Source organism: Mesorhizobium sp. M0306, assembly GCF_040321655.1.
Lineage (GTDB): Bacteria > Pseudomonadota > Alphaproteobacteria > Rhizobiales > Rhizobiaceae > Mesorhizobium.
This window is the reverse complement of record NZ_JAMYRY010000008.1, coordinates 120032-132766: the sequence shown is the minus strand read 5'-3', so window position 1 is coordinate 132766 and position 12735 is coordinate 120032. Positions and strand designations below refer to the sequence as shown.

12 protein-coding genes are annotated in these 12735 nt (G+C 63.3%); 3 read left to right on the top strand and 9 right to left on the bottom strand.

Annotated elements, in window-relative coordinates:
• Positions 1–6: 6 nt before the first annotated feature.
• On the bottom strand, positions 7–861 hold the full coding sequence (locus NKI95_RS14575; protein WP_352717529.1) for a LysR substrate-binding domain-containing protein: 855 nt from the start codon (positions 859–861) through the stop codon (positions 7–9).
• 113 nt (positions 862–974) lie between these two features.
• On the opposite strand from NKI95_RS14575, the gene NKI95_RS14570 reads away from it, so the two are divergent.
• Together NKI95_RS14570 and NKI95_RS14565 are read left to right on the top strand one after the other, a co-directional pair.
• Positions 975–1382, top strand: a complete 408-nt coding sequence (locus NKI95_RS14570; RefSeq protein WP_352717527.1) for a tautomerase family protein — start codon at positions 975–977, stop codon at positions 1380–1382.
• Positions 1383–1531: 149 nt separating this feature from the next.
• The gene (locus NKI95_RS14565; RefSeq protein WP_352717525.1) at positions 1532–3754 is read left to right on the top strand and encodes an AMP-binding protein; all 2223 of its coding nucleotides are present in this window, start codon (positions 1532–1534) and stop codon (positions 3752–3754) included.
• 122 nt (positions 3755–3876) lie between these two features.
• Here NKI95_RS14565 and NKI95_RS14560 read toward each other — a convergent pair whose 3' ends face one another.
• The 4 genes from NKI95_RS14560 to NKI95_RS14545 all read right to left on the bottom strand — a co-directional run bounded on the left by NKI95_RS14560 (position 3877) and on the right by NKI95_RS14545 (position 7178).
• The gene (locus NKI95_RS14560) at positions 3877–4140 is read right to left on the bottom strand and encodes a hypothetical protein (protein WP_352717524.1); all 264 of its coding nucleotides are present in this window, start codon (positions 4138–4140) and stop codon (positions 3877–3879) included.
• Positions 4141–4375: 235 nt separating this feature from the next.
• Positions 4376–5191 (bottom strand): CDP-alcohol phosphatidyltransferase family protein, encoded by an 816-nt coding sequence (locus NKI95_RS14555; protein ID WP_352717522.1) that lies wholly within the window; start codon positions 5189–5191, stop codon positions 4376–4378.
• Between the two features lie 3 nt (positions 5192–5194).
• The gene (locus NKI95_RS14550) at positions 5195–5893 is read right to left on the bottom strand and encodes a phosphatidylserine decarboxylase (RefSeq protein ID WP_023677729.1); all 699 of its coding nucleotides are present in this window, start codon (positions 5891–5893) and stop codon (positions 5195–5197) included.
• Positions 5894–6020: 127 nt separating this feature from the next.
• Entirely contained in the window at positions 6021–7178 is a 1158-nt protein-coding gene (locus tag NKI95_RS14545) for a DMP19 family protein (RefSeq protein WP_352717521.1), read from the bottom strand.
• Positions 7179–7578: 400 nt separating this feature from the next.
• Here NKI95_RS14545 and NKI95_RS14540 point away from each other — a divergent pair, with 400 nt between their 5' ends.
• The gene (locus NKI95_RS14540) at positions 7579–8445 is read left to right on the top strand and encodes an SMP-30/gluconolactonase/LRE family protein (protein WP_352717519.1); all 867 of its coding nucleotides are present in this window, start codon (positions 7579–7581) and stop codon (positions 8443–8445) included.
• Positions 8446–8451: 6 nt separating this feature from the next.
• On the opposite strand, the gene NKI95_RS14535 is transcribed toward NKI95_RS14540, so the two are convergent.
• The 4 genes from NKI95_RS14535 to NKI95_RS14520 form a co-directional block, all read right to left on the bottom strand.
• Entirely contained in the window at positions 8452–8799 is a 348-nt protein-coding gene (locus NKI95_RS14535; RefSeq protein ID WP_352717518.1) for an antibiotic biosynthesis monooxygenase, read from the bottom strand.
• An 88-nt stretch (positions 8800–8887) separates the two neighbouring features.
• A complete protein-coding gene (locus NKI95_RS14530; protein WP_352717517.1) occupies positions 8888–10774 on the bottom strand; it encodes an ABCB family ABC transporter ATP-binding protein/permease in 1887 nt (628 codons plus the stop codon).
• Between the two features lie 19 nt (positions 10775–10793).
• The gene (locus tag NKI95_RS14525; protein ID WP_292662186.1) at positions 10794–11168 is read right to left on the bottom strand and encodes an ArsR/SmtB family transcription factor; all 375 of its coding nucleotides are present in this window, start codon (positions 11166–11168) and stop codon (positions 10794–10796) included.
• A gap of 59 nt (positions 11169–11227) precedes the next feature.
• Positions 11228–12673: a LysM peptidoglycan-binding domain-containing protein gene (locus NKI95_RS14520; RefSeq protein ID WP_352717515.1), complete on the bottom strand. Its 1446-nt coding sequence runs from the start codon at positions 12671–12673 to the stop codon at positions 11228–11230.
• Positions 12674–12735 lie beyond the last annotated feature (62 nt).

The following is a 12735-nucleotide window of genomic DNA, read 5'->3' as shown; positions in this document are numbered from 1 at the left end:
GCTGGCTCAATTGGCCAAGGCCAGGTTGCCGCTGAACAACGCGGCCAGATCCTGCGCCGGCCGGTCGGCATCCTCACGCAAGCGGACGGCGAATTCGGCGACCGGTACCGGCGGCAGATCAAGATCGCGCGGCGCTTCGACGATGCCGAATTGAGCAAAGCGCGCCGTCCTCAACGTCAAGGCGATGCCGGCGTGCACCGCCGTGCGCAGGCCGGCAAGGCTGGCACTGCCGGCAGCAATGCGGTAGCGACGGCCGACAGCATCGAGTGCGCTGGTCGCCGCTTCGCGAAACCCGCAATGGGGATCGAGCAGCGCCAAGGGCAGTTCGTCGTGGCGGGTGGCCAGCCCGTTCTGTGAGCAAAGCCAGATCATTGGTTCCTTGAGCACACCGACTTCGTCCCGTGTCGGCACCTGCCGCATGGCAATGGCCAGATCAAGGGTGCCGGCCTGCAAAGCCTGCGCCAGTTCGGCGGAACGGCCGACGCGCAGTTCGATCCTGACGCGCGGATGGCTGACAGCAAAAGCCCTGAGAAGCTGCGGCAAGCCGCTGTCGGAAAAATCCTGCGTGGTGCCGATGGCGACGCGCCCGTCGGCGTGCGCGCCTTTGAGGGCCAGCCACGCCTCGCGGTGCGCGGCAAGGATGCGACGCGCGTGAACGATCAGATCCTCGCCTGCCGGCGTAAGGCCGCGCCCTCGCCCCTGCGGCACCAGCAGCGGTTCGCCGACAACATCCTCCAGCCGCTGCATCTGCGCGGTCACTGCGGACGGCGAGCGACCGACGATCGACGCGGCCCGCGCCAGGGAACCGCCATCGACGAAAGCGAGGAAAGTCTTGAGGAGGTCGGGATCGAACATCTGCATAATTCGATGCTATCAAAGTGTTTATCAAAAACAATTCGATTTTTTTGATCAAAGGACGATGACATGATTTTCTCGACGGCGAAGACACGCCGCTGAAACCGAGGAGAAGAAACATGCCGATCATCAATATCAGCGTTACCGGCAAGCCCGACGCCGCTTTGTCCGCCGCTATTGCCAAGGAAGTGACCGATCTGACGGCCACGCATCTGCGCAAGGACGCGACGATTACAGCTGTTGCCATTTCCTATCACGACCCCGAGCACTGGTTCGCCGGCGGCAAGTCGCTGGCCGAGCATGGCGCCAACACGGCTTGGCTCGACATCAAGGTTGTCGACGGCACCAACACCAAGCTCGAACTGGAGGCGTATCTGCAGGCAATTTTTGCCGCATTCTGCCGGCTGCTGGGCAAGGTGCATGAGGAAAGCTACGCCCTCGTGCATGAAGTGCCTGCGGCCGCCTATGGCTTTGGCGGCAAGACGCAGGAATTCCGCTTCATCAGCGGAAGGATGAAGGTGGCATAGTTGCGATTTGTGGAGAAGGCAGCCGAGCCCACTGGTAGCAGGAGAGAAGGAAAAATGAAGCCGCATTGACGTTGATCCAACTTCGGCTAGGTTCTCACCCGAAGCGGCCACTGAAGAGCCGCGACGTGAGATTGTTGGGAGATGCGGCGATGATCCTGACACTGGCGCTGCTTGCGGGTCTTGTCGCGGCCTGGCTGCTGATCGGCGTGGTGGAGAAGTTCCGCCTCGGCCTGCGCTTGAGCCAGGCGCTGCTCTACGTGCCGTTCAAGCTCGCCTACCGGATCAGCGACGAGCGCATCAAGATTGCCCGCAGGTCGGCGGCCCCCGTCATCTACGTCATTTGGCATCAGTCGCGCATCGAGCCGGCGCTGATGCTGTCGCTGCTGCCGGAGGACACGCTGCACATCCTCGACCAGGCTTCGGCCAGGTCGCCGTGGCTGGAGCCGTGGCGCGAGCTCGGCCGCACCATCGCCTTCAACGCCGAGCATGTCTTCGTCAGCCGCAGACTGGTGCGGGTGCTGAAAGGCAAGGGCCGGCTCGCCGTTTACCTGCCGGACGCGGTCGAGCCAGACGTCAAGTCATTTCGGTTGTTTCGTGCCATCACCCGTATCGCCATGCAGGCCGACGCCCGCATCGTGCCGATCTTCGTTGCCGGCGCACGCGGCCTGCCGGCTTCGCTGACGCCCGCGGACAAGGCGCCGCGCCATTGGTTTCCGCAGCTGTCGATCTGCGCGCTGGAGCCGATGACGGTCGCCGAGCTGGTGGCGCGGAACCCAGATCAGGCCTCCAACACCAATGCGCTGTTCGACCGCTTCGCCGAGGCCAGGCTTTTCGGCAGCGATCTCGATCGCGGCCTGTTTCTCGCCATGCGCGATGCCGCCGACCGTGTTGGCGCTTCGCACCCAATTATCGAGGACGTCATTGGCGGTGCGCTGAGGTACCGGAAAATGTTCATCGGCGCCAGGGTTTTGGGCCGACGGTTCGAGGCAATAACAGCGCCGGGCGAAGCGGTTGGGCTGCTCCTTCCCAACGCCAATGGCGTCGTGCTGTCGTTCGTCGGACTTTTGTCGGCTGCGCGGGTGGCAGCAATGATCAACTATACCGCCGGCCCGGCCAGCGTCACCGCCGCCGTCCGCACGGCGATGATCCGCACCGTGGTCTCCTCACGCGCCTTTGTCGAAAAGGCCAACCTCGCCGACATCGTCGAGGCGGTGGAAAAGGGCGGGGCGAAGCTGCTGTGGCTGGAGGATGTTCGCGCAAGCGTGACCGTGCTGGACAAGGCCGCAGCCGGCTTGCTGTGGCGCTGGCCGTTGCAGCGCCAGGATGCAGCCAAGCCGGCGGTGATCCTGTTCACCTCCGGCTCGGAAGGCACGCCCAAGGCCGTGGTGCTGTCGCACCGGAACCTTCTTGCCAATGCGATGCAGGCGGAAGCCCGCATCACTATCTCGCCGGTCGACATCCTGCTCAACGTGCTGCCGGTGTTCCACTCGTTCGGGTTGACCGGCGGCACCATCCTGCCGCTGGTCACCGGAGTAAAGCTGTTCCTCTACCCCTCACCGCTCCACTACAAACTTATTCCGGAGGTGGCGCGCAAGGTCCGGCCGACGGTGATGTTCGGCACCGACACGTTCCTCGCCAACTATGCCCGCACCGCCAAGGACGGCGACTTTTCCAGCCTGCGCTTCGTCGTGGCCGGTGCCGAGGCGGTGAAGCCGGAGACGCGCCGGGTTTACCGCGAGCGCTTCCAGGCCGAGATCATCGAAGGTTTTGGCTTGACCGAGGCCGCACCAGTGGTTGCCGTCAACACCGCCATCCACGGCCGCGACGGAACCGTCGGGCGGCTGCTGCCGGCCATGCGCATGAAACTCGAACCGGTCGAAGGCATCAGCGACGCCGGCCGGCTGTGGCTCGACGGGCCGAACCTGATGATGGGCTACATGACCGGCGACCGGCCTGGCGAGTTGCAGCCGCTCGAAGGCTGGCACGACACCGGCGATATCGTTTCGGTCGATCGCGAAGGCTTCATCACCATTCGCGGCCGCGCCAAGCGCTTCGCCAAGATAGCCGGCGAGATGGTATCGCTTGGTGCGGTCGAGATGCTGGTGCAGTCGCTGTGGCCGGAAGAGCATCACGCCGTGGTGGCAGTGCCGGACAAGCGGCGCGGCGAGCGCCTCGTTCTGGTCACCACCGCCGATAATGCCGATCCCGACGAATTGCGCCAATTCGGCAAAAAAGCCGGCGCGGCCGAACTGATGGTGCCGAACGACATCGTCAAGGTCGAGGAGATCCCGGTACTGGGCTCGGGCAAGACAGACTATGTCTCGACTAGAAAGCTGGCACTCGAGAGGCTGGGACTGAGCGCAGCCGCGTGAGGTTTGCTGTCGAAAACTCTAAAGCGCGTCGCGTTCGACCTGCCTTGTGCGACGCGCTTAAGATTCTTGCTTTTATGCATGCCGTTATCGCAAAACCGCTGCACACTTTTGCGCGACATGCATTAGAAGACCACCACCGACAACAGCAGAATGGCGCCGACGGCCATCATCAGCAGGCCCGGCCAGTTCTGCGACAGGCCGAGAAAACGGAGCCCGCGCCGCCGCGGCTCCAGGGTTGGACCTGGTGTTGCGAGATTGGGCGTCGGACTATCCACCGCGGTGGAGACAGCGGTCGGCTCACTAAGCCGCCCGCGCATGATGGCTGCAACCGCCATGTATACGAGGCCGGCGACAGTCAGCAACGCGCCGATGAGGATGACAGCCATTTCTCCTCGTTTCCGATGGTTCTGCGCCCGATCCGGCAGCTTGCGCGACGTAGACGACGTACCACGAGCAGCCGCTCAGACGGACCTACCGATACAAACGGTCAGGCGCCTAGCAAGTTCCGAAAACGCGGTGATGCCCTCCACAGCGCCGCGTCCTCGGTGAGCGGCTCCCTGATCTAAACTGGTGACCCTTTTCGTGCACTGCCAGGCGCAGGACGAATTGGCACCAAATCTGTCAGCCGATGTCCGAGGACGGCACCTTCTCGCCTTCGCGCTTGGCGCGTCTCGAATAGGCGCGCACGCTGAACGGCAAGAAGAGCAGATAGCCGGCAACCGAGGCCGTCAGCGTATACCAGGGATAGGTCATCAAAAGCAGGACGTAGAGGACGACTGCGAGGATGATCGGCAGCACCCTGTCGCCCGGTATCCTGACGCTCTTGCCGGAATAGACGGGCAGTCTGCTGACCAGCAGGAACGCCACCAATATTGTAAAGCCGGTGGCAATGAAGGCTGTCAGGCGGCTGGGTTCAAGGCCAAGCCTGAGGAAGAACAGATAGAGCGGCAGCATCACCAGCACCGCACCCGCCGGCGCCGGCACGCCAACGAAATATTCGGTCTGCCACTGCGGACGGTCGAGCTCTTCGTCGAGCACGTTGAAGCGGGCAAGCCTCATCCCACAGGCGATGGTGAACAGCAGGGCCGCGATCCAGCCCGGCGAACCTGCCCTGTCGAGCAGAAAGGCATAGAGCACCAGCGCCGGTGCCACGCCGAAATTGACGATATCGGCCAGCGAATCCATCTGGGCGCCGAATTTGGAAGTCGCCTTCAGCATTCGCGCCAGACGGCCGTCGATACCATCGAGGAAGGCGGCGAGCAGCACCATCACCACCGCTGGCTCGAAGCGGCCCTCAAAGCCGAAGCGAATACCGGACAGGCCGGCGCAAATGGCGAGCACAGTGACCAGGTTGGGCAGCACCATGCGCATCGGGATTTCGCGAATGCGCGGGCCACCGCCGCCATGCGCCTCGAATTTCTTGAACGGCGGCGCCACCGGTCAGGAGATCCGCACGAGCGGCGTTGCGGCAACGCCGCCGAATTCCGCCAGCACCGTCTCACCGCCGACCGCGGTCTGGCCGACGGCGACGCGCGGCGTCGCGGTCGAGGGCAGGAATACATCGACGCGCGAGCCAAAGCGGATCAGCCCGAAGCGCTCGCCGGTGCCAATGGCGCCGCCGGGCTCGGCCCAGCAGACGATGCGCCGCGCTACCAGGCCGGCGATCTGCACCGCGGCGACCGTTCCATTGGGGCTTTCGATGACCAGCCCGTTGCGCTCGTTCTCGGTGCTTGCCTTGTCGAGTTCGGCATTGAGGAATTTTCCTGGCCGATGCTCGATCCTGGAAATGCGGCCACGCACCGGGGAGCGGTTCACGTGGCAGGAAAAGACGTTCATGAACACCGAGATGCGGGTCATTTCACCACCACCTAGGCCGAGCTCGCGCGGCGGCACGGCCGGGCCGACCGCCGAGACGATGCCGTCGGCAGGGCTGACAACCAGCCGGTCGTCGATCGGCGTGACACGCTCGGGATCGCGGAAGAAATAGGCGCACCAGGCGGTCAGGATGAGACCGATCCAGAACAGGGTCGAGGAGAAATAGCCAAGAAAGAGCGTCGCCGCGCCGAACGCGGCGATAAAGGGATAACCCTCGCGATGGATCGGAACGAACGCATTCTTGATCGTGTCGACGAGGCTCATGGGATGAGGGCAACCTTGGTTCCAAGTCCGGCCTCAATAGCGGAAACACCCCGCGGTCGCAACGCGACAATGGGTGCGCTTGGAGGTGGCGGTCGTCGCCGTCTCAGAACGGCCAAGCGAAATCCACTCAGGCACCCGCTGCCGCCGCTTGCTCGAAATACTCCTCGAGTTCGCGCCGATCGGCCTCCGCCAAGCTCTCTTCGTGGCTGCCGCGTAGCACGCCGCCTTTCGGGGTCGACTGGAGGAGGAATACATGCTCGTCGGCCATAACCACCCAGTTCACAACCGCGCCGCCTTCCCTAGGCACGACCGAGTTCGCAGAGACGACAGCATCGGTCGGATCGAACCCGGCTCTGCGCAGCAAGAGGTCGACAGCGACCGGCGCATGATAGGCTGCGGCCAATTCGAGCACCATTTCTATTGCCTGCGCTTCAACACGGCCAAGTCTCTTGCCGACGCGCGGGGCGCCGGCAGCGAATGGATTCTCGCCCGGACGCGCGACAGACGGATCCTCCGGGGCGATATATTCATAGACGGCCGCATGCGCGGGCGTGGCGACGGCTAGACGCGGCTCCTTGGCATTGGTGCGCAGCTGAAAAGCCAACAGTTTTTCGCCCTCGACGTCCAGCACCCTTGCCATGCCGAGCGCCAGCTTGACCTCGGGCCTTGGCGCCTCGGCGCATGCAAGGCCGACGCCGACATCACGCCAGCCCGTCATTTGGTTGACCAGCTTGCCAACAGAACGATGGAGTAGCCTCGGCTCGCGCCGTGGATTGGTCACGGCCAGCTGATGGATGGCTTCTCCGTAGTCGGCATCCTCAACGATTGCGAGTTCAGGCCATGAGTTTATCCAGCGAGCCGATAGAGCGAGCATCGATGCGACCTGATCGGCTTGGTAGAATAGACGGTCGAGCGTACTGAGCTTATCGTCAGTACCTCCTTCGAAGCCTGTCTGTTCCTCAGTCTCCTCGGGGTGCTCCGCGACCCAGGCAGCCATTTGGTCCAAAGTCGCCAGTTGTCCGTGCGCGCCCATCTCAGCGAGGGCGGTGCGTGCGTCGGCAATGACGGTGTCGAGTTCTTCGCCAGAATTATAGATGAACTGGCTATGGCCGCCATTGTTGACCTCAGCCAAATAGTCATCGGCATGACAGGCCTGCATTGCCTTGGGGCTGATTTCGGTGGAACGGTAAAGGCCTTGCGAGACCATGGCTTCGACGAATTCTCTGACGGCTACAATGAGACCGAAAGGATTGTCGGCCGCGTCTTCCACGACTGAGCGCGGCACGATCACCGAAGATGATGGCTTGCCTGGGAATGACTGCTTGGACCGAGCCGGTGAAATGGTCGCTGATCGCTGAAATTTCTTCTTGGCCCAGCGGGAAAATCTTTCGAACACGCCAAACGCCCTTCCTGCTTGCCACAACAGGATTTCTGCGGGCCAACGTGATTCTTGCATTTGACTTTCCCGTCCGCAAGCACCGGCCGGTTATACTTCATTGAAGAAAGATGAGTGGAGGCGCACGGCGCATCGCGCGGTTCCGTGCGGCTACTCAGGTCAAATATAAACGACGCCGTCGCCATCCTCATTGTCGGAACGCAGCACTCTCGCCCGTCCTTGGCAAGACAGCGCCTCTCATCGGCCTTTCAGCCATGACGATTTGCGCAAACCCGGAGGTTCTCGGCCCATGCAGAAATCAGCAGCTAGGCAAGTGCAAGTGGTGATGAACGGCTTGGCCTTCGGCGAGTCGCCGCGCTGGCACGATGGCCGGCTGTGGTTCTGCAACTGGGGCACAGGCCAGATAATCGCCGTTGACGCTCTGGGCAACAGCGAGACCGTGCTCACCGTGCCGGCCACCCTGCCCTATTCCATTGACTGGCTTCCGGACGGGCGCCTGCTTGTCGTCTCCGGCCGCGAAGGGCTGGTCCTCAGGCAGGAGGCAGACGGGAGGCTGGTCACCCATGCCGATCTGAGACACCTGTCGAAGAGCCCGTGGAACGAGATCGTGGTCGATGGGCGCGGCAACATATACGTCAATGGCGGTGGGCCTGCTCCGGCTCCCGGCCAGCATTTCGGCCCCGGCACCATCGTGCAAGTTGCACCTGATGGCTCGGTTCAGCAGGTGGCTGAGAACCTCGCCTTCGCCAATGGCATGGCGGTGACGCCTGACAACAAGACGCTGATCGTTGCCGAGTCCCACGCCAACCGGCTGACCGCCTTCGACATCGCTGCCGATGGCCACCTTTCCAACCGCAGGATCTGGGCCAATCTCGGCAACGGTTTTCCCGACGGCATCTGCCTCGATGCCGAAGGTGCGGCGTGGTACGCCGATGTTCCGAACCGGCATTGCGTGCGGGTGCGCGAGGGCGGCGCGATGCTCGAAAGCGTCGATGTCGACCGCGGCTGCTTTGCCTGCATGCTCGGCGGCAGCGAGGGAAAAACGCTGTTCATCGTCGCCGCCGAATGGCGCGGCTTCGAACATATGATCAGCGATGCCCGTACCGGCCAGGTGCTCAGCATCGAGGCTACCGCGCCGGGCGCGGGCTGGCCGTAGAAGAGCTTACACCCCGGGAATCCGCTGATAGTTGGCGATATCTGCCTTGACGCCAAGTCGCGCAATGGTCTCCTGAGGATTGAAGCCGATGCGCTCATGCGCAGCCTTGATGATCGGCACGACCTTGTCGACAGCGGCCTGCCCTTCCCATTCGACAATGGTCACGAGGTTGAACTCGCCCGGCCCCGAGAATTGCTCAAGCAGGAAATCCTGGACGAACCCTTGCTGCTGGCGCAGCAATTCATGCGTCATCCGGACCTTGGCAAGAATCTCCTCGCGGGCGTTGGCCGGAACAACAAACTTGTCCACCCGGAATACGCTGCCGCCACTAACTGCCTGATTTATCTCACTCATATCGATTGTCTCCGTTTTGAACGACGCATCTTGCTGCGATCCAAAACGGTCTACGATCTCAACTTAAGTTGAGGTCAAGCACGAATTTTCAGCTCACCTCCGAGGTGCGGCGGCGGACGACGACGCCGAACTCGTCGCTTTCGCGGGCAATGCGCAGCCGCTCCTCGGCCTCGCTTGCCTCGCGCTGGCGGTCCCACATGGATGCATAAAGGCCGCGCTTGGCCATCAAGGCGGCATGGGTGCCGCGCTCGGCGATCTGGCCGTCCTGCAGGACGATGATCTCGTCGGCCGAAATCACTGTAGACAGCCGATGGGCGATGACGAGGGTGGTGCGGCCTTGGCTGACCAGGTCGAGTGCCGCCTGGATCTCCTGCTCGGTGTGGCTGTCCAGCGCCGAGGTCGCCTCGTCGAGCATCAGGATCGGCGGTGCCTTCAAGATGGTGCGGGCAATCGCCACCCGCTGCTTCTCGCCGCCGGACAGTTTCAACCCGCGCTCGCCGACCATTGAGCGATAGCCGTCGGGCAGCCGCTCGATGAACGGTCCGATCTGGGCCAGTTCTGCCGCCTTGCGCACATCCTCCTCGCTGGCGCCGATGCGGCCGTAGCGGATGTTGTAGGCGATGGTGTCGTTAAACAGCACCGTGTCCTGCGGCACCATGCCGATGGCGGCGCGCAAGCTCTCCTGCTTGACGTCGCGAATGTCCTGGCCGTCGATCAGAATCTTGCCGCGCTGAATGTCGTAGAAACGAAACAAAAGCCGCGAAATGGTCGACTTTCCGGCTCCGGAGGGGCCGACGATGGCCACCGTCTTGCCGGCCGCCACCTCGAAGCTGATGCCCTTCAGGATCTTGCGGTTGGGGTCGTAGGAAAAATGCACGTCACGGAACTCGACCTTGCCGGCTTCGACGACCAGTGGCTTGGCGCCCGGCCGATCGACGATCTCGCGCTTGACGTCGAGCAGATCGAACATGTTTTCGATGTCGGTCAGGCCCTGGCGAATTTCGCGGTAGATCATGCCGATGAAATTCAGCGGCACCGAAAGCTGCATGAGCATGGCGTTGACGAAGACGAAATCGCCGACGCTCTGTGTGCCTGCCTTCACCTCGAGCGCCGACAGCACCATGACGACGGCCATGCCGATGCCGAAGATGACGCCTTGGCCGAAGTTCAGCCAGCCAAGCGAGGTCCAGGTCCTGGTCGCCGCCACCTCATAGCGCGCCGTGGAACGGTCGAAGCGCTCGGCCTCCATGGCTTCATTGTTGAAATATTTGACTGTTTCGTAGTTGAGCAGCGAATCGATCGCCTTCGTGCTGGCTTCATTGTCGCTGTCGTTCATCTCGCGGCGGATCGAAATACGCCAATCGCTCGCCCTGACGGTGAACCAGACATAGAGCCAGACCGTGACCGCGATCACAAAGACGTATAGCCAGCCATAGGTGACGGCGAAGATGCCGGCGGTGAGCGCGAATTCGACGATCGTCGGCGCCGTCGCCAGCATGGTGAAGCGGACGATCGTCTCGATGCCCTTGGTGCCGCGCTCGATGACGCGCGACAGTCCGCCGGTGCGCCGTTCGAGGTGGAAGCGCAGCGACAGTTCGTGCATGTGCACGAAGGTGCGGAAGGCGAGCCGGCGCACCGCATGCTGGCCGACCCGTGCAAACAGGGCGTCGCGCAACTGGTTGAAGCCGAGCTGCACCAGCCGCACGGCATTGTAGGCGACGACCAGCATGACCGGCGCCAGCAGGAAGTCCGGCAGCGGCGGCGGCGATTTGCTATCGCCGGCCAGCGCGTCCGTCGCCCATTTGAAGAAATAGGGTCCGGCCACCAGGGTCAGCTTGGCGACAACCAGCAGTACGGTTGCCCACACCACGCGCGCCCTCAGATCGGCGCGGTCGGCCGGCCACATATACGGCCAGAGATTGCGCAATGTTCTGAAGGTCGAGCCGGAATCGGCGGAAACGGTTTTCTCGGCCATTCTTGTTTACCTTTTATATTTAGCGGCCGGAGCAGCAGGAATCGACCAGCGCGGCTAACGATGCGGAAACATCGGCGAGCGCGGCACGGTCGAGTTCATAGCGCGAGCGCTGGCGGTCAGGCTCGAAGCGGATCAGCCCGGCCTCGACCAGTATCTTCAAATGCTGGGAAACGGTGGACTGCGCCAGGTCGAGATGCTCGACGACCTCGCGGCAGCAGCAGGAACGGTTTGCGGAAAGGTGTTTGAGAATGTCGATCCGCGCTGGATGCGAAAGGGCCGCGAGCCGGACAGCGACGGCGCGGCTATCCGGCGTGCAGTTGGCCGGCGTGCAGTTGGCCGGCGCGTGTTCATCTGCCGCGCGGCGTCGGTCCGTTACGAGGGGGGATTCGGTCATCGTCCATCGGCGATAAACGATGACTGGCCCTGCCGCAAGCTATCCTGATGGGCAGAACGCTACTCGGCCTTGGCTGGCGCCGTCGTCATCTGGTCACCCATTGCCTTGAGATCGGCGGGCTCGCCTTCCTTCGATTTCTCCGGCACCTTGAACACCTGCCCCGGCCAGATGCGGTTCGGATTGCTGATCTGGTCCTGGTTGGCGAGATAGATGGTCGAGTAGCGCATGCCCTGGCCATATACCCGCCGCGAAATCCGCCACAGCGTGTCATGGCGGCGGATAATGACTGCGCCATCGGCATGTTCGAGCTTAGGGGACACGGTCTCAGGAGTTTCGCCCGAAGGCGTTGTGGCGGCCATTTCGGCCGGGGCCTCGGTGGCAGGAGTGGGCGCAGTTGCGGGCGTTTCGGCGGCTGTTGCCGGCGTAGCCGGCGCGGCTTTGGTCGCCGGAGCATTCGGCTCGGCTGGTTTTATCTCGGCAGGCTTTGGCTCGGCGGGCGCGACGGCGGCAACCGCCTCGCCCGGCTCGCGTTCGAACGGCACGGCGGCACGAGCCACCACCGTCACCCCGTCGGCGTCGAGCGCGTCGACATGAATGGTGTAGGTGCCGACCGGAATGTCGCGTGTCGCTTCGACCAGGAAGTGGCGGTCGGGCGAGGTCTTCGCGTCGCCGAGCAGGATATCGTTGGCATAGGCGCGCACCTTGCGGCCGGGATCAGCGACGCCGGCAACGAAAATCTTGTTGCCGTCGATTTCGACGGCTTCGACGACGATCTTGGGCTCCGCCGCGGGAGCAGCAGGCGCTGCCGGTGTGGCGGGCGCTGCCGGAACCGGTGCGGCTGCAATGGCGGCCGGGGCGGCTGGCGCCGGCCCGGCGGCGGCCGGCAGTTCGGTGCCGGTGGCAGGCGGCGAGGCATCAGATTTTGCCTGAGGGGCTGGAACAGTGAGCAGTTCGGACGGCTTGCCCGGCTCCTCGACCATTGCCAGAACTTGGCCGGTAGAATTCTGGGGGATCGAAACGACGGCGGTCTGCGCCGAGGCGATCACGACATTGCCAGCCGTCGAGCGCAGTGTGATCGTGTAGTCGCCGGGCTTCAGCGGATCGTCGAGAATAATGGCAAAGGCGCCGTCGGAACCGGCGACCGTCGAGCCGAGCACAGTCGAACCGTTGAGAATCTCGACCTTGGCGTTGGGCGCCGCATTGCCGGCGACGACGATCGAGCCGTTGCTTTCGACACGCACGATGTCGAAGGTCGGCACGATTGCACCTGCTGCGGCCGGGGCGGCGGGCGCTGCCGCATCGGTGGACGCGGCGGGCGCAGGCGGCAGCCGGCCCTCGGTCGCCGGAGCGGCCGGTTTCGAAGCCGGCGGCGTCAGCGCCGCGACCTCCGCAGGCGGGGCGGAATTGAGATACGGGTCGAGTGCGCCCGATACATAGGCGGTTCCCGCCGCGGCGACAGAGCCGCCAGCCGCGAACAAAAACGCCTTCAATGGATTAATTGCCATGTTTCCCTGCCCCTTAGCCACCTAATTTCGGTCTAGCCTGTTTTACCAAAGCCGACAAGAAA

Excerpts from the sequence above, each read along its gene's own strand:
- NKI95_RS14550 (WP_023677729.1), bottom strand. The coding sequence starts at position 5,893 with ATGAGCCTCGTCGACACGATCAAGAATGCGTTCGTTCCGATCCATCGC.
- NKI95_RS14540 (WP_352717519.1), top strand. The coding sequence starts at position 7,579 with ATGCAGAAATCAGCAGCTAGGCAAGTGCAAGTGGTGATGAACGGCTTG.
- NKI95_RS14520 (WP_352717515.1), bottom strand. The coding sequence starts at position 12,673 with ATGGCAATTAATCCATTGAAGGCGTTTTTGTTCGCGGCTGGCGGCTCT.
- NKI95_RS14570 (WP_352717527.1), top strand. The coding sequence starts at position 975 with ATGCCGATCATCAATATCAGCGTTACCGGCAAGCCCGACGCCGCTTTG.
- NKI95_RS14525 (WP_292662186.1), bottom strand. The coding sequence starts at position 11,168 with ATGACCGAATCCCCCCTCGTAACGGACCGACGCCGCGCGGCAGATGAA.
- NKI95_RS14535 (WP_352717518.1), bottom strand. The coding sequence starts at position 8,799 with ATGAGTGAGATAAATCAGGCAGTTAGTGGCGGCAGCGTATTCCGGGTG.
- NKI95_RS14560 (WP_352717524.1), bottom strand. The coding sequence starts at position 4,140 with ATGGCTGTCATCCTCATCGGCGCGTTGCTGACTGTCGCCGGCCTCGTA.
- NKI95_RS14530 (WP_352717517.1), bottom strand. The coding sequence starts at position 10,774 with ATGGCCGAGAAAACCGTTTCCGCCGATTCCGGCTCGACCTTCAGAACA.
- NKI95_RS14565 (WP_352717525.1), top strand. The coding sequence starts at position 1,532 with ATGATCCTGACACTGGCGCTGCTTGCGGGTCTTGTCGCGGCCTGGCTG.
- NKI95_RS14575 (WP_352717529.1), bottom strand. The coding sequence starts at position 861 with ATGCAGATGTTCGATCCCGACCTCCTCAAGACTTTCCTCGCTTTCGTC.